An 18,687-nucleotide genomic window follows, 5' to 3' on the forward strand; every position below is an offset into this window, starting at 1 on the left:
TTCTCGGCGGGGATCGGTCTGACCGATCCCCGCATCGCTACCGGCTGCGATCCTTGACGTCGTCGCCTGCATCCTTGCCGCCATCGCCGTCCTGGACGTCGCTCCTGACCTGCGCGTGCGCCAACAGCGCGAACAGTCCCGCGCCGCCGATCAGATTGCCGATCAGCGCGGGCAGGATGATCCCGCCGAGCGCGGTCCCGACGCTCACATGCCCATCGAACATCAACAGGAACGCCTCGTCCGATCCGACGATCGAATGCGAAAACCCGCCGAGCGCGACGATATAGGTGATCAGGAAAATCACCCAGAACGACTGGGTCCGCGCATTGGGCAGCACCCACGCGATCATCGCGATCAGGAACCCAGCGGGCACCGCGTTGATCACGGTCTGCCCGAATCCGAGTTCGCTGACCTGCATTGCCACGTCGATCATGCCCTGTTTCAACGCCGGATCGACGATCAACCCATACGACGTTCCCGCTCCCGCGATCGCGGTGCCGATCAGATTTGCGCCGATCACGATTGCCCACAACCGCAACGTCCGCGTCAATGCCCAGCGCGATGGTGTGGTCGCCAGCGGTAGCATCGCGGTTACGGTGCTTTCGGTGAACAACTGTAATCGCCCCAGGATCACGAGCAGGAACCCAATCGGATATCCCAACGCCACCACCGCTTCGCGCCATGGTGCATCGGGCAGCTTGGAATGCAGCATGCCCTCTGCGACCAGCGAGGTATTGATCGCGATGCCGGCCGCGATCCCCGACCACGTCAACGCCCAGAATGGACGATCGAGTTCGTCCTCGCCCGCCTTGCGCACCGTCCGGTGCAACGCGACCGCACTCGGCGCGCCGGGGGCGACATCCTTCTCTTCGTTCGCGTCGTCGCCCGATGCGCCGCCATCGGCCTGGTCGCGATCATGTTCGGTTTCTGCCATTTAGCCGCAAACGCGCGATCGCTCGACTTTGCTCCACGACGACGATAGGCGCGCGGCGATGAACGATCCCACCACGATCCGGCGGCTGTATGGCCGTCGCCAGGGACACAAGCTGCGCCAGGGCCAGGCCGCGTTGGTCGAGGAGTTGCTGCCCCGGATCGCGCTGCCCGATACCGGCGCGCTCGACGCCGCCACGCTGTTCGGCGACGCCCGCCCGCTCGAACTCGAAATCGGCTTCGGCGCGGGCGAACATCTCGCGGGCCAAGCCGCGATGCGCCCCGATCATGGTTTCATCGGCTGCGAACCGTTCCTCAACGGCGTCGTCGGCGCGCTCGGCCATGTCCGCGACGGCGGCCTCAACAACGTCCGCCTCCACATGGGCGATGCGCTCGAAGTGATCGAACGGCTCCCCGACGCCAGCCTGTCGCGCGCCTATCTGCTCCATCCCGATCCATGGCGAAAGGCGCGCCACGCCAAGCGGCGGATGATCAACCACGGCCCGCTCGACCTGATCGCCGCCAAGCTCAAGCCGGGGTGCGAATTCCGCCTCGGCACCGACGATCCGACTTATTGCCGCTGGGCGATGATGGTCATGAACCAGCGCCGCGATTTTGTCTGGACCGCCGCGACCCCGACCGATTTCCTCACCCGCCCCGACGACTGGCCGGAAACGCGCTACGAACGCAAGGCGCGGCGCAAGGGCCACGAGGTGTGGTACTTCCGCTACGTGCGGCGCTAACCGACCGTCGCGTCGTCAGGCGCGCACGATCGCGGCCATCTGGTCGGGCGCCAGTTCGGTCGCGAATTCGAGTCCGAACCGCCCGGCGTTGACCCACACGACCTTCCCCGCCTTGGGCTCGCCGTTCAGCCGTACGCTGGCCTCGCTGCCGCATTGCGGATCGGTGGCGGTGTGAACCTTCGACCCCGTGGTCGACACGTCGAGCACATGCGCGCGCGCCGTCACCGCGTCGATCACCACCTCGGTCAACAGGAACACCTTCGACCGGGGCGCGCGTCGGTGATTGGCTGACCCGCGGGTTTCTACGGCAGGAACGACCGATGGCGGTGTGACGACATCCATGGCTCCTTGCACCTTCCGATCGATCTTGCCGCCGCCTTAACGCTGTTAGCCAGCTTGTCGGACGCCGAGGACGATAGTCGCCCTATTCCAATCGGCTATGCGCATTGGCGCGTTAGGATCGCGTTTAACCACACGGTGAGCGCGGCGTTAGGGATTGGCCGCGGCGGCGCTGCTACGCTAACGACCGACCGGCCCGATCGGCGACCGATACAAGGACATGACCCGACGATGACCGACGACAGGATCGACCGTGGCTGGCTCGCCGATGCGGTGCGGCGGATCGAGGCGGATTACAACCGCAGCGCCGACACCCATCTGATCCGTGTCGATCTGCCGCACTTCGCCGGGATCACGCTCTATCTCAAGGACGAAAGTTCGCATCCCACCGGTAGCCTGAAGCACCGGCTGGCGCGATCGTTGTTCCTCTATGCGCTGTGCAACGGCTGGATCGCGCAGGGGACGTGCGTGATCGAGGCGTCGTCGGGATCGACCGCGGTGTCGGAGGCCTATTTCGCTCGGATGCTCGGCTTGCGCTTCATCGCGGTCGTCCCCGCCAGCACCGCCGCGCCGAAACTCGACGCGATCCGCTTTCATGGCGGCGAAATCCACGCGGTCGACGATCCGCGCACCGTCTATGCCGAGGCGCACCGGCTCGCCGCCGAAACTGGCGGTCATTATCTCGACCAGTTCACCTATGCCGAACGCGCGACCGACTGGCGCGGCAACAACAACATCGCCGAATCGATCTTCGCGCAGCTCGGGGAAGAGGAACACCCCGTCCCGCGCTGGATCGTGTGCGGTGCTGGCACCGGCGGCACCTCGGCAACGATCGGGCGCTTCATCCGCTATCAGCGCCACGCGACCGGGCTATGCGTCGCCGATCCGGTCAACTCGGTCTTCCACCGCCATTTCGCGGACCGCACCGTCGTCGCGCTGCCCCCCGGCTGCGCCTCGCGGGTCGAAGGCATCGGCCGGCCCCAGGTCGAAGCCAGCTTCGTCCCCGACGTGATCGACCGCATGGTCCCGGTCGACGACGCGGACAGCATCGGCGCGATGCGCGCGATCTCCGCGCGGCTCGGGCGCCGCGTCGGCGGCTCGACCGGCACCAACATCATGGCGTGCGCGGCATTGATCGAGGAACTGCACGCCGCGGGCGCGACCGGGAGCATCGTGACCCTGCTGTGCGACGGCGGCGACCGCTACGGCTGCACCTATTACGACGACGCGTGGCTCGAGAGCTGCGGCATCGACTGGCGAGCCGCCGAACGGCGCATTGGGCGCCTCTTGGGCGATTGATCGATCGGGTCGGCGAGCGATCGTCAGGTGTAGCGGTTCCAGCAGTGGAACGGCCTGCGCGTCTCGAACGCCGCCCGTCACACCCCCACCAACAACCCCTCACGCGCGATCTTGTCCCGCCATACCAGCGGCGCGAGCTGGTGGACGTTGTGGCCCTCGCTATCCACCGCCACCGTCACCGGGAAATCGACCACCTCGAATTCGTAGATCGCCTCCATCCCCAGATCGTCGAACCCGACCACCCGGCTACCCTTGATCGCGCGCGACACCAGGTACGCCGCACCGCCCACCGCCATCAGATACGCGCTCCTGCCCTCCGCGATCGCCTGGGTCGCATCGGGGCCGCGCTCGGCCTTTCCGACCATCGCGAGCAGCCCCTGCCCCAGCATCATCCGCGTGAACCCGTCCATCCGTGTCGCCGTCGTCGGCCCCGCCGGACCCACGACTTCCGCGCCGACTGGATCGACCGGCCCGACATAATAGATCACGCGCCCTGCGAAGCTCACCGGCAGCGGCTCGCCCTTCGCCAGCATGTCCGCGATCCGCTTGTGCGCCGCGTCGCGCCCGGTCAGCATCCGCCCGTTGAGCAGCAACCGGTCGCCCTGCTGCCAGCCCTGCACCACCGCGGGCGTCAGCGTATCGAGATCGACGCGCATCGCGGCCTTGTCGGGGGTCCAATTGACCCGCGGCCACTCATCGAGCTTGGGTGCCTCGAGATAGCTCGGCCCCGACCCGTCGAGCACGAAATGCGCATGCCGCGTCGCCGCGCAATTGGGGATCATCGCGACCGGCTTGCCCGCCGCGTGGCACGGCGCATCCTTGATCTTGACGTCGAGGATCGTCGACAGGCCCCCCAGCCCCTGCGCCCCGATCCCGAGCGCATTGACCTTGTCGAAAATCTCGATCCGCAGCGCCTCGATATCGTTACGTGGCCCCCGCGCCTTCAGCGGCCCCATGTCGATCGGCTCCATCAGCGCCTGTTTCGCGAGCAGCACGCAATGTTCGGCGGTCCCGCCGATCCCGATCCCGAGCATCCCCGGCGGGCACCACCCCGCGCCCATCTGCGGGAGCATCTCGACCACCCAATCGACGATGCTGTCCGACGGGTTCATCATCTTGAACTTCGACTTGTTCTCGCTGCCCCCGCCCTTCGCCGCGACATCGATCGAGACGCGCGCGCCCGGCACCATGTCGACATGGAGCACGCACGGCGTGTTGTCCTTGGTGTTGCGCCGCGTGAACGCCGGGTCCGCCAGGATCGAGGCGCGCAAGCGGTTCTCGGGGTTCAGATACGCCCGCCGCACGCCGTCATCGACGACCTCCTGCAACGACCGCGACGTATCGTCGAGCCGGCAGTCCATCCCCCATGTCACGAAGACGTTGACGATCCCGGTATCCTGGCAGATCGGCCGATGCCCCTCCGCGCACATCCGCGAATTGGTCAGGATCTGCGCGATCGCATCCTTCGCCGCAGGGCTTTGCTCCGCCTCGTAGGCGACGCCCAGCGCGCGGATATAATCCATCGGATGATAGTAACTGATGAACTGCAGCGCGTCGGCGACGCTCTCGATCAGGTCGGCGGCGCGAATTGTGGTGGTCATGGGGTGGGCGTGTATCGCGCGGAGAAGCGAGGGGCAATGAGTCGGCTCGCTCGTCAGTGCCTCTGAGCGCGACCCAACGTCGAACGTCATTTCCCAAATGGATAATGTCAGGCCTCGCTCCGATGTTCGTATATAACAATTAACGTTCAAATTTTGAATTGGGGGAATCGTTTTGATATTCAATGGTTTGTCTAACGGGTTTTGCTGTTTGCCGATATTATGCACTAGAGATCATCATAAAATATCCGATTTCAAATAGAAAGCGGACTTGATTACTTCATCTTATAGCGCTATTGGTCTGGGCAGTACTGAGCCGAGGCAAAAGTGCCCGCCTCAACCAACGCTATGAGGAGAGGCAAGATGACCAAAGCGAACGACGCAGCGAAGGCGCTTCGTAATCCCAAGGAACTCGCTGCGTTTCTACATTCCCCAAAGGACTATATCGCGCACAAGGGCATTGACGTGAACGACGAAAATACGGCGCGGAGCTTCGAGCAATACGCGCGCACGTTGATCGAAAACGTCAACGCCGCCAATAGGTCGGTCGGCCTGTCCGACATCGAGGCTGCCGATTGGGGCATCGGCGCGGGTTGCTGCAACTCCAAGGTCATGCTCGCCAGCCGATGAAAAGTTTGGTCGTCTATGCCGCCAGTGGCTGCAATCTGCGTTGCCGCCACTGCGCGGTAGGATCCGACCAAGCGACGCCCCGCGACAGCCTTTCGATGGACGAACTTGTGTCGATCATCGAGGACGCGGGGCGGATCGGCGTTCAGTTCGTCACGCTGATCGGCGGGGAGGTCTCGTACGTTCACGCCGATCTGTCGCCCGCCCTGGCTGCTGCCGAGCGCGCCGGCGTCACCATCTCGATCAACACCAATCTGCATTTTCCCGATCGGATCATTCCGCTGCTTTCTTACGAGAGCATGGGAAATATCGCCTTCTCGCTCGACGGTGCGACGGCCGAGACGAACGATCGCGTCCGCGGCAAGGGATCGTTCGCGAAGGCGCTAGCCGCGCTGGAGGCGATCCATGCATCGGGCCGCCTCGGGGGCCACACCACGCTCGACATGAACTACACGCTAAACCGCATCAACGCGCCCGAAGCCTATGAGGTGATCGCGCTCGCCAATAAGTTGGGCGTCAATAAACTGAATCTCGCGCTCACCGAGCCACGCGATTTCGCGATCCGCAACAGCGACCTGCTGACACTGCACGACGAGGAACTGGTGAACGCGTTCGTTTCGATCATCACGATGTGGCGGATGCACGGCGAGACGCAGTTGGAAACGAATATCCCGCCGCTGTTCCACCGCTACTACGCCGACCGATTCGGCAGCAGTCCCTTCCCCGCCAACTTCGACGCATGCGGGGGGACGCAAGTCTATGGGTATGTCGATGCCCATGGCAATCACTTCCCCTGCCCGGGAATGGGCTTCGAGCATAATCGTCAACCCGATAGCGATCGTATATTCGCGAACGTCAACACCAAGTCCCGGCGGCTCGATACGATCCAGCGCGAACCAGTGTTCGCTGATTTCGACACCGCGCGCGCCTCGGGCGAATTGATGGCGGATTATTTCCCCTGTTCGGCGTGCTCGTTCCGCGCCGCGTGCCGCCCCTGCACGAGTAGCAAGCTCGAGGGCGGCGCGTATCGCACGCAGCCGTTATGCGAAGCGCTGTTCAAGACCGCCGATGCGACCGTACCGGGCTTTACCGACCGATATTTCGACGAAGGAACACGGTTGGTCGATCGCCTTTGCTGAACGCCTCTACCCCTCGTCCCCCATCCTCAGCGCCGCGATGAACGCCTCCTGCGGGATGCTGACGCTGCCATATTCGCGCATCTTCGCCTTGCCCTTCTTCTGCTTTTCCAGCAGCTTCTTCTTACGCGTCGCGTCGCCACCATAGCATTTGGCGGTCACGTCCTTGCGCATCGCGCTGATCGTCTCGCGCGCGATCACCTTGCCGCCGATCGCGGCCTGAATCGGAATCTTGAACAGGTGGCGCGGGATCAGTTCCTTCAGCCGCTCGACCATCCCGCGCCCGCGCACCTCCGCGGTGCCGCGGTGGACGATCATGCTCAGCGCATCGACCGGCTCTTCGTTGACGAGGATACCCATCTTGACCAGGTCGCCCTCGCGATAGCCGATCTGGGTATAGTCGAAGCTCGCATAGCCCTTCGACAGCGATTTCAGCCGGTCGTAGAAATCGAACACCACCTCGTTGAGCGGCAGTTCGTACGTCGCCTGCGCACGCCCGCCGACATAGGTCAGGTTCTTCTGGATCCCGCGCCGGTCCTGGCACAGCTTCAGGATGCTGCCGAGATACTCGTCGGGGACATAGATCGTCGCGTTGATCCACGGTTCGCTGATCGTCGCGATCTTGTTCGGCTCGGGCATGTCGGCGGGATTGTGGAGCTCGATCTGCGTGACGCCCGCGGGATCGGGATGCGTCAGTTCGATCTCGTACACCACCGACGGCGCGGTGGTGATAAGATCGAGGTCGTATTCGCGCGTCAGACGTTCCTGGATGATCTCGAGATGGAGCAGCCCCAAGAACCCGCAGCGGAACCCGAACCCCAGTGCGGCGCTCGTCTCCGTCTCGAAGCTGAATGACGCATCGTTCAATCGCAGCTTCGAAATACTCTCGCGCAGCTTCTCGAAGTCGTTGGCATCGACCGGGAACAACCCGCAGAACACCACCGGCTGGACTTCCTTGAACCCCTCCAACGCCTGCAGCGCGGGGCGCTTGGCATCGGTCAGCGTATCGCCGACCCGCGCCTGTGCGACATCCTTGATCTGCGCGGTGATGAAGCCGATCTCGCCCGCGCTCAGGTCATTGAGCTGTTCGATCTTGGGCCGGAAACAGCCGACCCGGTCGACCAGATGCGTCGTCCCAGCGTTCATGAACTTGATCTGCTGGCCCTTCTTCATCACCCCGTCGATCACGCGGACCAGGATGACCACGCCCAGATACGGGTCGTACCAGCTATCGACCAGCATCGCCTTTAGGGGCGCTTGCGGGTCGCCCTTGGGCGCCGGGATCTTCTTGACGATCACCTCCAGAATCTCGGCGATCCCGATTCCCGTCTTGGCCGACGCCAGCACCGCCTCGGACGCGTCGATCCCGATCACGTCCTCGATTTCCTTGCGCACCATCTCGGGCTCGGCGGCGGGCAGGTCGATCTTGTTGATCACCGGCACGATCTCGTGATCATGCTCGATCGACTGGTACACATTGGCGAGCGTCTGCGCCTCGACCCCCTGCGCCGCATCGACCACCAGCAACGCGCCCTCGCACGCGGCTAGGCTCCGGCTCACCTCATACGCGAAATCGACGTGCCCCGGCGTGTCCATCAGGTTGAGTTCGTATTCGATGCCGTCCTGCGCGGTGTACGCCAGCCGCACCGTCTGCGCCTTGATCGTGATCCCGCGCTCTTTCTCGATGTCCATGTTGTCGAGCACCTGCTCGCTCATTTCGCGCAGCGACAGCCCGCCGGTCAGCTGGATCAGCCGGTCGGCGAGCGTCGACTTGCCATGATCGATATGCGCGATGATCGAGAAATTGCGGATGCGGGAAAGCGGGGTCATGCGCGCGCCCTAGCAGGCGGATGTTGCGTTGCCAAAGGCGCGCGCAATGCGGGGTTCGCGCGGCGTCACGCCGCCGCCGATTCGCCCCCGTCCTCGCGCACCGCCAGCAGGTGATAGCAGCGCGCGACCTGTCGATACGGATCGCGCTGCCCCGCGAGCCATTCGGCCTAGAGCAGCTCGTCGGGTTCGTCGGTATCGATCGGGCGGTCGTGATGGTCGGTGAAGATCCCGATCCCCGACCAGGACGCGACCGGCGCCCCCGCCGCGGCCAGCAGCGCCGCGACCGCCGCGCGCGGGTGATTGCGACTCGCGGCATAGCGCGCGTGGCGCTGATCGCCGGTCTCGAGCGCGATCCGCGCCTCGCGCCAGCGTCCCGCCAGTCCCGGACGCATCGCGATCGCCGCCGGCGATACTGCGGCGATCGACACCAGTCCGCCACGTCGCGCGAGCGCCACCGCGGTGCCGATCAACGGCGCGGGATCGTCCTCGTACATCAACACGCTGTGGCAACACACCAGATCGGCATCGCCCGGCGCCGCCAGCCGCCCGGTCGCCGCGTCGCCTTCGACGATCGCGACGCGCGCCGCGATCGCCGCGGGCGCTGCCGCCAGCCGCGCGCGGCCGATCGCGATCATCCGCGGGTCGATGTCGACCGCCACCACCCGGTGTCCCATCGCCGCCAGCCGGAGGGCAAGCGCGGCGTCACCTCCGCCAAGATCGACGACCTTGGCACCGCACGGCAGCTGCGGAGACAACGTCCGCACGATCATCTCTTCGGCGATCCCGCCGCCGCCACCGCCGAACGCGTCGACGATCCCGGATGCGGCGGTCCAGTAATTCAACCGCCTGCCCCCGCGCTCTCGACGAGCGCCGGGATGACGCAGGGGGTCAGCACGCCGTCGGTGAGCAGCCCGCAGCAATCCCCCTCTTCGATCTCGAGCACGTCGGGCGAGAACACATCCTCGTCGCGGGTACTGGTCGGGTGCGGCGCGTCGGAAGGCACCAGCGCCTCGAGATCGATCGGGTCAACCGCACCGGGGATCGTGATCAAGCCGCCCCGCGCGATCAGGTCGAGATGGATCGCGCATTGATAGCCGACGACGCCCGGATCCTGGTTATGCTGGCCCAACCCCAGGTGAACCCCGGGGCGCCGCTCGTTGATGTGCGAATTCATCGCGATCGGTTCGTCGATCCGAAAGTTCGTCCCGAACCCCAGTTCGCCGATGTTATAGGCGCAATGCGTGGTCAGGCACTGGTCGAGGAACCGCGCGATCCGGGCGTCGTCACACGCGTGCGAGACGACCCGGCCGTCGACGATCTCGATCGTCACCGGCGTCTTATCGAGCCGCACGTCGTCCTCGGTGATCGCGTTGACGTTATACGCGAAGTCGGCGACGTGGACGCCCGAAATCCGCGCAGGAAAGGTTGCAACCTCGCCGGCCGGCAGGATGACCGTCCCACCCATCCGCGCCCGCCCGCGATTGCTGATCCAGCGATGCTTGGCCGAATCGAGCGTCACCGCCAGATCGGTCCCGCCGCGCGTGGTGATCCGCAATTCGCTGGCCGTGGTGAGGCGTTCGAGGATCGCGGCATTGCGCCGCGACAGTTCCGCGGGCGATGCCCGCAACGCATCGGCGAACAGGCTATCGCTGGCGCTGTTCGATCGAAAGACGAGCTGGCGATCGCGCGGATACGCCGACAGCGCGTCGTTGAGCGCCCCGGTATGCGAAAACGTGTCGCGTTCGAAGCTCAGCACGACCAACCGCCCGGTGAGCAGCGCGGGACGGGGCAGCGCCGCGGCGAGCCGCTCGGCGAACCCCGGATCGTGGAGCGGCGCCATCCACACCCGCTCGAACCCGATCCCGCGCAATTCGAGCGCGGCGGAGACGAGGGCGGCGGATCGCTGGCTGTCGCTGGTATACAGCAACAGCACGCGATCGCCGCCGACGATCCCCACATAATCGTCGAGCAGGGCCTGCACCCCGCGCCAGACCTGCTCGTCGCTCATCCCGCCTTCTTCGCGGCAAGGCCGCCACGATCGGCCAGCGCGGCCGATGCGGTGCTGTAGCTGATCGACCACGCGACCTCGGTGCCGCGCAGCAGCGGGCTCGACTCGCCCAAGGTGGCCGCCGCGGTGCTGTACGAGATCGTCCAGGCAGCGTCCGCGCCCTTGACGATGTCGGTCACATGCGCGGTGAGGTCGGCGACCTTGAAGGTTGCTTCCTTCGACCGGCTTTCGCGCATCACGTCGGCGGTTACCCGAGCGACGATATCTTTCACTTCCTGTTCGCTTGCCACCATCCTTCTCCCAATGCTGGCTACGCCCCGCCGGGATGACGAGAGAGCCATCACGAAGACTGATCCCGACGGCTGGTTCGAACAACGGCGATGCGATCCGAAATGGAGGCTGGAGGTCGGGATACGGAATAAAACCGGCGCTAGCGCATTGGGCAGCCACGGCAGTTTTTAGGTCCGCTTCGGTTACGGTTTTTGAGGGATAACCAGCGCACCTATCACGTGCTGCGCGATCATCGCTGATCATCGGCAGCGACACCGATCGCGCGCAGCACGCTCGCCCACCGCGCCTCGCCCACACCGCTCACCAGCCGCCACGCCACCCCACGCCGGTCCAGTTCCGCCTTCGACAGGTCGAAGAACCGCCGCCGCGCCGCGTCGGTCCCGAACATCCGCGTCCCGTCCCCCACCCAAGGCAGGTCGATGTCGAACAGCAGGTACAGGTCCGCGCAGCCGTCCCACGCGTCGAACCACGGATCGCGCCGCCCGAACAACATGTCCGCCCACACCGCGGTCATCAGCGGATCGGTGTCGAGGATCGCCGGATACCGCCCCTGCGCCAGCGCGGCGCGGGTCATCTCGTCGTGCCCCTTGGCGATGCTGACGAGGTCCGCCATCGCAAACTCGGTGCCGTGCATCTCGGCATAGTCGCGGCCATATTCGTCGACCAGCGGCGTGCCCAGCTGCGCCGCCAGCCGCGCGCCGATCGTCGACTTGCCCGTGCTCTCGGGACCGTGGAGGCAGATCGAACGCAGCGTCACGCCATCACCATCCGCACCGCGCGTGCCCGCCGCCAGTCGATCAGCCCCGCGACCGAGATCGCGAGCAGCACCAGATACAATGCCGTCGTGAACCACAAACCCTTGGCCGCGTAGAGCGGCACCGACGCGACATCGACCGCGATCCACAGCCACCAGCTCTCGAGTCTCCGCCGCGCCTGCAGCACCTGCGCGGCGATACTCGCCCCCGCGATCCCCGCGTCCCACCACGGGTAGGAGGCGTCGGTGTAGCGGTGCATCACCGTCCCCCACCCCGCCGCCGCGACAATGACGCCCGCCGCCCACAGCGCCCGCGTTTGTGGCGTCAGCGTCTCGACCAGCACGTCCCCCGCCGCGGCCCTGATCCGCGCCCAGTTCACCCAGCCATACAGATTGACGACCAGGAAAAATCCCTGGAGCAGCATGTCCGAATAGAGCCGCGCCCGCGCGAACACGACCGCGTAGATCGCGACCGCCGCGATCGCGAACGGATAGTTCCAGATGCTCCGCCGCGCCACCAGCGCGACGTTGACGACGATGAGCGCGGCGGCGATGGCTTCGATGCTATTCACCGCGCCTTGCCTACCGACGGCAGCGCGCACGTAAAGCGGCGACGCGCCGAAAACGCCCGCTGTCCTACACCCCGCCGCTGTGCCAGTGTTGCGCGCGATGCCCTGCCCGCGCGCCCTTCCCCATCTGTCGGTATGTTCAGCGTACGATGGGGGGACGCCGGCTGAATCGGTGATTCCGTGTAACAGTCGTCAATGTTGTAAAGTAAACCGACACCTCCGCCCACCTCGGGAAGACGCATGCGCCATATCGCGATAATCGGCTCCGGCCCCGCCGGCTATTACACCGCCGAAGCCTGTCAAAAGCTGTTCGGCGATGGCGCAGGGGGGGGCGTCCATGCCGACATCGTCGATCGCCTCCCCGTTCCCTATGGCCTGATCCGCACCGGGGTCGCGCCCGATCACCAGTCGATCAAGGGCGTCAGCCGCCGCTACGAGGCGACCGCGCTCGCCGACAACGTCCGCTTCGTCGGCAACGTCACCGTCGGCCACGACGTCAGCATCCCCGAACTCCTCGGCCTTTACGACGCGGTCGTGCTCGCGACCGGCGCGCCGCACGATCGCGGGCTCGACATCCCGGGCGCGGACCTGCCCGGCGTCATCGGCTCGGCAGCGTTCGTCGGCTGGTACAACGGCCACCCCGATTTTGCGCATATCGAACCGCCGCTCCACGGCCCCGGCGCGGTCGTGGTCGGCGCGGGCAACGTCGCGCTCGACGTCGCGCGGATCCTCGCCAAGACCGGCGACGAATTCACCGGGTCGGACATCGTCGCGCACGCGCTCGACGCGCTCGGGCCGCACACGATCGAGACCGTCACGATCCTCGCGCGCCGCGGCCCGCACGCGATCGCGATGACACCCAAGGAACTCGGCGAACTCGGCAAACTCGCGCGCGCCCGTCCGCGCATCGACCCCGCCGATCTGCCCCCGATCGAGGACGACGCCGCGCTCGATCCGGGCACCCGCAAATCGGTCGCGCTGCTGCGCGGCTTCGCCGAACCCGCACCCGCGAAACCGATCACGGTCGATTTCGATTTCTTCGCGATGCCGGTGCGGATCGAGGGCGACGGCCGCGTCGAACGCGTCATCGTCGAACGCACCCGGATCGACGCCGATGGCCACGCCACCGGTAGCGGCGAGACCTATGCGATCCCCGCCGCGATGGTGGTCAGCTGCATCGGCTATCGCACCCCGCCGATCGAGGACGTCCCCTATGACGCGAAGCTCGGCCGATTCGCCAACCACGACGGGCGGATCGCAGACGGCCTCTACGCGGTCGGCTGGGCGCGGCGCGGACCGACCGGGACGATTGGCACCAACCGCCCCGACGGTTTCCTGATCGCCGACCATATCGCCACCGACACCGCGCCCGACAGCGGCAAACCGGGCCGACCCGGCCTCGACGCGCTGCTCGCCGCGCGCGGCGTCGATGTCGTCACCTTCCGCGACTGGCAAGCGATCGAGCGTGCCGAGATCGCGAACGCCCGCGCCGGCTCCCCGCGCGAGAAGTTCACCCGCATCGACGCGATGCTCGCTGCCCGCGCCTCGCGGTAAGCCGACGCTTGCACGCGTCCGACCCGCTGGGTATAGGCCGCGCTTCCAAGCGACCGGTCGTCACCGGACTCCGTCGGGGAGTAGCTCAGCCTGGTAGAGCACTGCCTTCGGGAGGCAGGGGCCGGAGGTTCGAATCCTCTCTTCCCGACCAACACATGTCCGCGGTTACCGCTTCCGCTTCTTGCGCGCCGCATACCGCGCGTCGCGCGCCGCCTTCAACTCTTCCTCAGTGGGTTTGGGCGCTTCGACCGGTGCGGGCGCCGCCGGTGTCTCTACCGGTTTTGGCGCCTCGCTGGCTGCTTTGGCGGCCTTGGCCGTCTCGGCAGCACGCTTCCGCTCGGCGCGGCGCTCGGCGGCGGCCTTCTCACGCGCCTCGGCTGCTGCCTGACGTTCGGCGACCACCGCGGGATCGGGTGCCGGCTTTGACCGCAGTTGGTCGAGCGCCTTCTGCTTGGCGACGCGTGCCGCCTCGGTGCGTTCGTTGAAATCGGGGGTCTTGAAGCCAGCCATGTAAATCAGTTCCTGTTGGGCGATTCATCGATCGCCGGGTTTGTCTCTTACCAGCATTGCGGCGTGGATGCCGAATGCCTCGATCATAACGTCCAGATGACGACGTTGCCGAGCAACACCGCCGCCATCACCAGCAGCAGCACGCCCTTCTTCGTGTCGCGCCGTCTGGCGATCATCGCGCCGCCGCCGATCAGACACGCGAAACATCCCAGCATCGCGATCGCGGGGGCGGCATTCGCGATCGAGGTCAGCGCGGCGGGCATGCCAGCCCCCTACCCGCTCGCCAACGCCCGTGCATAGGCCGCGATGTCGACATTGCCCCCCGACAGGATGACGAGCATCCCCGGTACCGGTCTCACGTGTCCGGCCAGCACCGCCGCGAGCCCGACCGCGCCGCCGGGTTCGATCACCAGCCGTAGCCGCGCCGCGGCCCAACGCTGTGCCGCCGCCACCTCCGCCTCGCTCACCGCGACCCCGGTCGCGTCGCGCCGCGCGAGCACCTCGAACGTCAGCGGCGACACTTGGCGCGTCATCAGCGAATCGCACGCGGTCGCGGGCGGGTTGGGGCCGACCGGTTCGATCCACGACGCCTCTAGGCTGCGGCGCATGTCCTCCCACCCCTCGGGCTCGACCACCGTGATCCGCGCGTCGCGCAGCCCCAGCGCGATTCCCGCGGCGAGTCCCCCGCCGCCGCACGGCACCACGACGTGACGCGGTTCGCCCAGCCCCTCGACCTCCATCTGCCGCCGCGCCTCGATCCCGCAACTTCCTTGCCCCTCGATGATCCACGGATCGTCGAAACTCGGCACCAAGGTGGCGCCCCGCGCCTCGGCGAGGCTGCCCGCGATGCCTTCGCGACTTTCGGTCGCGCGGTCGTAGCGGACGACCTCGGCACCGAGCGCCAGCGTTCCCTCCAGCTTGGCGGCGGGCGCGTCGGATGGCATGACGATCGTCGCGGGAATGCCGAGCCGCTGCGCCGCCCACGCGATCCCCTGCGCGTGGTTGCCGCTCGAAAAGGCGACAACGCCGCGCAGCCTGGCCGCATCGTCGAGCGCGGTCAGCCGATGCCACGCCCCGCGGATCTTGAACGCGCCGACGGGTTGCAGCGATTCGGCCTTGAAGGCGACACTGACGCCATTGATCTCGACAACGAACAACGGCGTCGGGGGCAGGATCGCGGCAATCTTCGCGGCGGCGTCGCGGACCCCTGCGGTGGTCGGTTGTCGCACAATAGTCACAACTCGTCCTTCCACGCCTCCAGCCACTTTACAACGGGGGAAAGCGACCCTATTTCGCCTCCTCCGCTGCCCCATGGGACTTCCAACCGCAAGGCAGCAATTCGTCCGCCTACTGGCACTTGGAGGTCCCTTGAATTGCACAAGCATCATCGCGCGTTGGGGTTAGCGTCCACCAATTCGATCGTCGCCGGTGGCGCGATCGACATCGCTAAGACCCGTCCCGTCCAGCCGGTAACGCTGATTCGCCCGCACGCCGCCGCGCGCGCCGCCCGTTTCTTCGTCGAGAAGTTTCCGGGTCGCTCGATGTATGCGGTAAAGGCGAATCCCTCGCCCGAACTCCTCGCGATCCTGTGGGACAGCGGCGTCACGCATTTCGACGTGGCGAGCCTTGCCGAGGTGCGTCTGGTCGCCTCGACGCTGCCCGATGCCACCTTGTGCTTCATGCACCCGGTCAAGGCAGAGGAAGCCATCGCCGAGGCGTATCACGATCATGGCGTCCGCGTGTTCAGCCTCGATGCGGTCGAGGAACTCGACAAGATCATGCGCGCCACCGCCGCTCGGGACGGGACCGAGGCGACCGACCTGACGCTGTGCGTCCGGCTGCGCGTGTCGTCCGAACATTCGAAGCTCAGCCTCGCCGCCAAGTTCGGCGCCGCGCCGGGCGAGGTGAAGGAATTGCTGTTCCGCGCCCGCCAGGCCGCCGACGCGCTCGGCATCTGCTTCCATGTCGGCAGCCAGGCGATGACACCACAGGCGTATGCCGACGCGATGGAACGCGTCCGCGCGGCGATCGTCGAAGCCGCGGTGACGGTCGACGTCGTCGATGTCGGCGGCGGTTTCCCTTCGACCTATCCCGGCATGGAGCCCCCGCCGCTCGAACAATATTTCGAGACGATCCATCGCGCCTTCGAATCACTGCCGATCAGCTATTCGGCGGAACTGTGGGCCGAGCCCGGCCGGGCGTTGTGCGCGGAATATTCCTCGCTCATCGTTCGCGTCGAGCGGCGTCGCGGCAGCGAATTGTACATCAACGACGGCGCCTATGGCGCACTGTTCGATGCCGCGCATATCGGCTGGCGCTTTCCGGTCGCGCTGCTGCGCGAACCCGAATCGAGCGTCCGCGACCATCCGTTCAGCTTTTACGGCCCGACCTGCGACGATCTCGATCACATGACCGGTCCGTTCGAACTGCCCGCCGATGTCCAGGCGGGCGATTATATCGAGATCGGGATGCTCGGTGCCTACGGCTCCGCGATGCGGACCGCGTTCAACGGCTTCGGATCGGATGAAACGGTGATCGTCGAGGACGAACCGATGGCCAGCCTCTACGTCGATACGCCCGACGAGGTCGCGTCGAACGTCGTGACGCTGTAACAGCGACAGGCGATTGTAGTCGTCTTCCCCCCTCCCGTTTGCGGGAGGGGTCGGGGGAGGGCTTGTCGGGAGGTGCGCTGAACAGGCCCTCCCCTAGCCCCTCCCGCACGCGGGAGGGGGATTTGGAGATAAGATATGACCGATACCCTCACCGCCACCACGTCGACCAACGACACCCGTAAGGCGGAACTGCTGAGCAAGCAGGTCAAGCACATCGACATCACCAGCTTCGACGCGCGCCCGATCGTCGACGCAATGGCGGACATGAGCTTCACCAGCCGTGACCTTGGCCGCGCCACCAAGATCTACAACGACATGCTCGCCGACAAGGATTGCACCGTCTGCCTGGTGATCGCCGGATCGACCAGCGCGGGCGGGTGCATGGACCTCTACGCCGAACTCGTGCGCAACAACATGGTCGACGTGATCGTCGCCACCGGCGCGACGATCGTCGACATGGATTTCTTCGAAGGCCTCGGTCACAAACACTATCAGGCGCTCGAGGTGCCGGACGACGACACGCTGCGCTCGCTGCTGATCGACCGGATCTACGACACCTATATCGACGAGGAGCAACTCCAGCACGTCGACCACACGATCTTCGAGATCGCCGAGACGCTGGAACCGCGTGCCTATTCGAGCCGCGCGTTCATCCGCGAGATGGGCAAATATCTCGTCGAGCATGGCAAGAAGGACAACAGCCTCGTCAAGCTCGCCTATGAGCATGACGTGCCGATCTTCTGCCCCGCGTTCGTCGACAGCTCGGCAGGCTTCGGCCTGGTCAAGCATCAGGTCGATGCGGTGAAAGCGGGCAAGCCATACATGGTCCTCGACGCGATCGCCGATTTCCGCGAGCTCACCGAAATTAAGATCGCCGCAGGCACCACCGGGTTGCTGATGATCGGCGGCGGGGTGCCGAAGAACTTCATCCAGGATACCGTCGTCTGCGCCGAGATCCTCGGTCACGACGACGTGCAGGTCCACAAATACGCCGTGCAGATCACCGTCGCCGATGTCCGCGATGGCGCCTGCTCATCCTCGACGCTGCAGGAAGCGGCGTCGTGGGGCAAGGTCAACACTGGGATCGAACAGATGGTCTTCGCCGAGGCTGGCAGCGTGATGCCGCTGCTCGCCAGCGACGCCTATCACCGCGGCCTGTGGAAGGATCGCCCGGTGCGCAAATGGGGCGCGATGTTCGACAAGTAGCGCGCCAGGTTGCACCACCTCACTAAATCCGTCAGGCCTCTCCCATAGCTTTGGGGGAGGCCTTTTCGATGCATAGTGCGATCCTGCAACCGGTTGTCGTCCTGATTGCCTGGACGCTGGTGATGCTCGTCTGGATGCTGATAACGCGGCTTCCCGCGATGAGCGCGTCGGGGGTCGACCTCGGCCAGTTAAGGGGCACCAAACCCGCCGATGCCGACCAGGGCTTGCCCGCCAAGGTCCAGTGGAAGGCGCACAATTACAATCACCTCCACGAACAGCCGGTGCTGTTCTATGCGGTCGCACTCGTCATCGCCTTCACCGGCACTGGCGACGGCATCAACGCGTGGATCGCCTGGGCCTATGTCGGTTTACGAATCGGGCACAGCGTATGGCAGGCAACCGTGAACCAGGTATCGGTGCGATTTGCGCTGTTCCTCCTCGCGTCCCTGGCGTTGGTCGCATTGACGCTCCACGCCGCAATGGCGGTGTTCTGATGGCGAAAGGCGAATTGTTCGAACGGCACCGTCAGCCGTGGACGACCGACGAGATCCAGAAACTCCACATCCTCGCCAAGAAGGGCATGGCGCTGAAGCCGATCGCCAAGGCGCTCAAGCGGAGCGAGGAATCGACCCGGGATCGCGCCAAGGCCGATGGCCTGTCGATCGCCAAATTGCGTTGATC

21 protein-coding genes and 1 tRNA gene are annotated in these 18,687 nt (G+C 65.7%); 10 read left to right on the top strand and 12 right to left on the bottom strand.

Going from position 1 to position 18,687, the window contains the following annotated elements; all coding sequences use genetic code 11:
- Positions 1 to 37 precede the first annotated feature (37 nt).
- Positions 38 to 934 (bottom strand): formate/nitrite transporter family protein, encoded by an 897-nt coding sequence (locus tag EAH84_RS09295; protein ID WP_140871075.1) that lies wholly within the window; start codon positions 932 to 934, stop codon positions 38 to 40.
- Between the two features lie 58 nt (positions 935 to 992).
- Between EAH84_RS09295 and trmB the strand changes: the two genes are divergently transcribed.
- The gene (gene trmB / locus EAH84_RS09300) at positions 993 to 1,673 is read left to right on the top strand and encodes a tRNA (guanine(46)-N(7))-methyltransferase TrmB (protein ID WP_140871077.1); all 681 of its coding nucleotides are present in this window, start codon (positions 993 to 995) and stop codon (positions 1,671 to 1,673) included.
- 15 nt (positions 1,674 to 1,688) lie between these two features.
- On the opposite strand, the gene EAH84_RS09305 is transcribed toward trmB, so the two are convergent.
- On the bottom strand, positions 1,689 to 2,015 hold the full coding sequence (locus EAH84_RS09305) for a PilZ domain-containing protein (protein ID WP_140871080.1): 327 nt from the start codon (positions 2,013 to 2,015) through the stop codon (positions 1,689 to 1,691).
- A 228-nt stretch (positions 2,016 to 2,243) separates the two neighbouring features.
- On the opposite strand from EAH84_RS09305, the gene EAH84_RS09310 reads away from it, so the two are divergent.
- Positions 2,244 to 3,311, top strand: a complete 1,068-nt coding sequence (locus EAH84_RS09310) for a PLP-dependent cysteine synthase family protein (RefSeq protein WP_140871083.1) — start codon at positions 2,244 to 2,246, stop codon at positions 3,309 to 3,311.
- Positions 3,312 to 3,388: 77 nt separating this feature from the next.
- Here EAH84_RS09310 and EAH84_RS09315 read toward each other — a convergent pair whose 3' ends face one another.
- Positions 3,389 to 4,912 (bottom strand): fumarate hydratase, encoded by a 1,524-nt coding sequence (locus tag EAH84_RS09315; RefSeq protein ID WP_140871086.1) that lies wholly within the window; start codon positions 4,910 to 4,912, stop codon positions 3,389 to 3,391.
- A 360-nt stretch (positions 4,913 to 5,272) separates the two neighbouring features.
- On the opposite strand from EAH84_RS09315, the gene EAH84_RS09320 reads away from it, so the two are divergent.
- Positions 5,273 to 5,539 (top strand): hypothetical protein, encoded by a 267-nt coding sequence (locus EAH84_RS09320; protein WP_140871089.1) that lies wholly within the window; start codon positions 5,273 to 5,275, stop codon positions 5,537 to 5,539.
- Positions 5,536 to 6,675 carry a radical SAM protein gene (locus tag EAH84_RS09325; protein ID WP_140871092.1) on the top strand — a complete coding sequence of 380 codons (1,140 nt, stop codon included), beginning with the start codon at positions 5,536 to 5,538 and terminating at the stop codon, positions 6,673 to 6,675. The genes EAH84_RS09320 and EAH84_RS09325 overlap by 4 nt, the downstream gene beginning before the upstream one ends.
- Before the next feature lie 6 nt (positions 6,676 to 6,681).
- On the opposite strand, the gene lepA is transcribed toward EAH84_RS09325, so the two are convergent.
- From lepA to pnuC, 6 genes are all read right to left on the bottom strand, one after another.
- Entirely contained in the window at positions 6,682 to 8,502 is a 1,821-nt protein-coding gene (gene lepA, locus EAH84_RS09330) for a translation elongation factor 4 (protein WP_140871095.1), read from the bottom strand.
- Between the two features lie 167 nt (positions 8,503 to 8,669).
- Positions 8,670 to 9,344 carry a class I SAM-dependent methyltransferase gene (locus tag EAH84_RS09335; RefSeq protein ID WP_140871098.1) on the bottom strand — a complete coding sequence of 225 codons (675 nt, stop codon included), beginning with the start codon at positions 9,342 to 9,344 and terminating at the stop codon, positions 8,670 to 8,672.
- Entirely contained in the window at positions 9,341 to 10,510 is a 1,170-nt protein-coding gene (locus EAH84_RS09340) for an aminopeptidase (protein ID WP_140871101.1), read from the bottom strand. The genes EAH84_RS09335 and EAH84_RS09340 overlap by 4 nt, the downstream gene beginning before the upstream one ends.
- Positions 10,507 to 10,782, bottom strand: a complete 276-nt coding sequence (locus EAH84_RS09345) for a hypothetical protein (RefSeq protein WP_140871104.1) — start codon at positions 10,780 to 10,782, stop codon at positions 10,507 to 10,509. The genes EAH84_RS09340 and EAH84_RS09345 overlap by 4 nt, the downstream gene beginning before the upstream one ends.
- A gap of 248 nt (positions 10,783 to 11,030) precedes the next feature.
- On the bottom strand, positions 11,031 to 11,558 hold the full coding sequence (locus EAH84_RS09350) for an AAA family ATPase (RefSeq protein ID WP_140871107.1): 528 nt from the start codon (positions 11,556 to 11,558) through the stop codon (positions 11,031 to 11,033).
- Positions 11,555 to 12,127 (bottom strand): nicotinamide riboside transporter PnuC, encoded by a 573-nt coding sequence (gene pnuC / locus EAH84_RS09355; protein WP_140871110.1) that lies wholly within the window; start codon positions 12,125 to 12,127, stop codon positions 11,555 to 11,557. The genes EAH84_RS09350 and pnuC overlap by 4 nt, the downstream gene beginning before the upstream one ends.
- Positions 12,128 to 12,364: 237 nt before the next feature.
- Between pnuC and EAH84_RS09360 the strand changes: the two genes are divergently transcribed.
- Together EAH84_RS09360 and EAH84_RS09365 are read left to right on the top strand one after the other, a co-directional pair.
- Positions 12,365 to 13,678: an FAD-dependent oxidoreductase gene (locus EAH84_RS09360; RefSeq protein WP_140871113.1), complete on the top strand. Its 1,314-nt coding sequence runs from the start codon at positions 12,365 to 12,367 to the stop codon at positions 13,676 to 13,678.
- Positions 13,679 to 13,752: 74 nt separating this feature from the next.
- Positions 13,753 to 13,829: transfer RNA gene (locus EAH84_RS09365), tRNA-Pro, on the top strand.
- Positions 13,830 to 13,843: 14 nt separating this feature from the next.
- Here EAH84_RS09365 and EAH84_RS09370 read toward each other — a convergent pair.
- The 3 genes from EAH84_RS09370 to EAH84_RS09380 all read right to left on the bottom strand — a co-directional run bounded on the left by EAH84_RS09370 (position 13,844) and on the right by EAH84_RS09380 (position 15,426).
- Entirely contained in the window at positions 13,844 to 14,188 is a 345-nt protein-coding gene (locus EAH84_RS09370; RefSeq protein WP_140871116.1) for a DUF6481 family protein, read from the bottom strand.
- 83 nt (positions 14,189 to 14,271) lie between these two features.
- Positions 14,272 to 14,451, bottom strand: coding sequence for a hypothetical protein (locus EAH84_RS09375; protein WP_140871119.1), 180 nt, complete (start codon positions 14,449 to 14,451; stop codon positions 14,272 to 14,274).
- 9 nt (positions 14,452 to 14,460) lie between these two features.
- Positions 14,461 to 15,426 carry a threonine ammonia-lyase gene (locus EAH84_RS09380; protein WP_241656529.1) on the bottom strand — a complete coding sequence of 322 codons (966 nt, stop codon included), beginning with the start codon at positions 15,424 to 15,426 and terminating at the stop codon, positions 14,461 to 14,463.
- Positions 15,427 to 15,561: 135 nt separating this feature from the next.
- Between EAH84_RS09380 and EAH84_RS09385 the strand changes: the two genes are divergently transcribed.
- The 4 genes from EAH84_RS09385 to EAH84_RS09400 all read left to right on the top strand — a co-directional run bounded on the left by EAH84_RS09385 (position 15,562) and on the right by EAH84_RS09400 (position 18,685).
- Positions 15,562 to 16,800 (top strand): type III PLP-dependent enzyme, encoded by a 1,239-nt coding sequence (locus tag EAH84_RS09385; RefSeq protein ID WP_140871125.1) that lies wholly within the window; start codon positions 15,562 to 15,564, stop codon positions 16,798 to 16,800.
- Positions 16,801 to 16,935: 135 nt separating this feature from the next.
- Entirely contained in the window at positions 16,936 to 18,006 is a 1,071-nt protein-coding gene (locus EAH84_RS09390; RefSeq protein ID WP_140871128.1) for a 1,9-bis(guanidino)-5-aza-nonane synthase, read from the top strand.
- Between the two features lie 68 nt (positions 18,007 to 18,074).
- Positions 18,075 to 18,500, top strand: a complete 426-nt coding sequence (locus tag EAH84_RS09395) for an MAPEG family protein (RefSeq protein ID WP_140871131.1) — start codon at positions 18,075 to 18,077, stop codon at positions 18,498 to 18,500.
- On the top strand, positions 18,500 to 18,685 hold the full coding sequence (locus EAH84_RS09400) for a hypothetical protein (RefSeq protein ID WP_140871134.1): 186 nt from the start codon (positions 18,500 to 18,502) through the stop codon (positions 18,683 to 18,685). The genes EAH84_RS09395 and EAH84_RS09400 overlap by 1 nt, the downstream gene beginning before the upstream one ends.
- Positions 18,686 to 18,687: the final 2 nt, after the last annotated feature.

This window comes from Sphingomonas oligophenolica (assembly GCF_006438955.1).
Classification (GTDB): domain Bacteria; phylum Pseudomonadota; class Alphaproteobacteria; order Sphingomonadales; family Sphingomonadaceae; genus Sphingomonas; species Sphingomonas oligophenolica_A.

Coding starts and splice junctions, on each gene's coding strand:
- EAH84_RS09295 (WP_140871075.1), bottom strand. CDS start 934: ATGGCAGAAACCGAACATGATCGCGACCAGGCCGATGGCGGCGCATCG.
- trmB (WP_140871077.1), top strand. CDS start 993: ATGAACGATCCCACCACGATCCGGCGGCTGTATGGCCGTCGCCAGGGA.
- EAH84_RS09305 (WP_140871080.1), bottom strand. CDS start 2,015: ATGGATGTCGTCACACCGCCATCGGTCGTTCCTGCCGTAGAAACCCGC.
- EAH84_RS09310 (WP_140871083.1), top strand. CDS start 2,244: ATGACCGACGACAGGATCGACCGTGGCTGGCTCGCCGATGCGGTGCGG.
- EAH84_RS09315 (WP_140871086.1), bottom strand. CDS start 4,912: ATGACCACCACAATTCGCGCCGCCGACCTGATCGAGAGCGTCGCCGAC.
- EAH84_RS09320 (WP_140871089.1), top strand. CDS start 5,273: ATGACCAAAGCGAACGACGCAGCGAAGGCGCTTCGTAATCCCAAGGAA.
- EAH84_RS09325 (WP_140871092.1), top strand. CDS start 5,536: ATGAAAAGTTTGGTCGTCTATGCCGCCAGTGGCTGCAATCTGCGTTGC.
- lepA (WP_140871095.1), bottom strand. CDS start 8,502: ATGACCCCGCTTTCCCGCATCCGCAATTTCTCGATCATCGCGCATATC.
- EAH84_RS09340 (WP_140871101.1), bottom strand. CDS start 10,510: ATGAGCGACGAGCAGGTCTGGCGCGGGGTGCAGGCCCTGCTCGACGAT.
- EAH84_RS09360 (WP_140871113.1), top strand. CDS start 12,365: ATGCGCCATATCGCGATAATCGGCTCCGGCCCCGCCGGCTATTACACC.
- EAH84_RS09370 (WP_140871116.1), bottom strand. CDS start 14,188: ATGGCTGGCTTCAAGACCCCCGATTTCAACGAACGCACCGAGGCGGCA.
- EAH84_RS09375 (WP_140871119.1), bottom strand. CDS start 14,451: ATGCCCGCCGCGCTGACCTCGATCGCGAATGCCGCCCCCGCGATCGCG.
- EAH84_RS09390 (WP_140871128.1), top strand. CDS start 16,936: ATGACCGATACCCTCACCGCCACCACGTCGACCAACGACACCCGTAAG.
- EAH84_RS09395 (WP_140871131.1), top strand. CDS start 18,075: ATGCATAGTGCGATCCTGCAACCGGTTGTCGTCCTGATTGCCTGGACG.
- EAH84_RS09400 (WP_140871134.1), top strand. CDS start 18,500: ATGGCGAAAGGCGAATTGTTCGAACGGCACCGTCAGCCGTGGACGACC.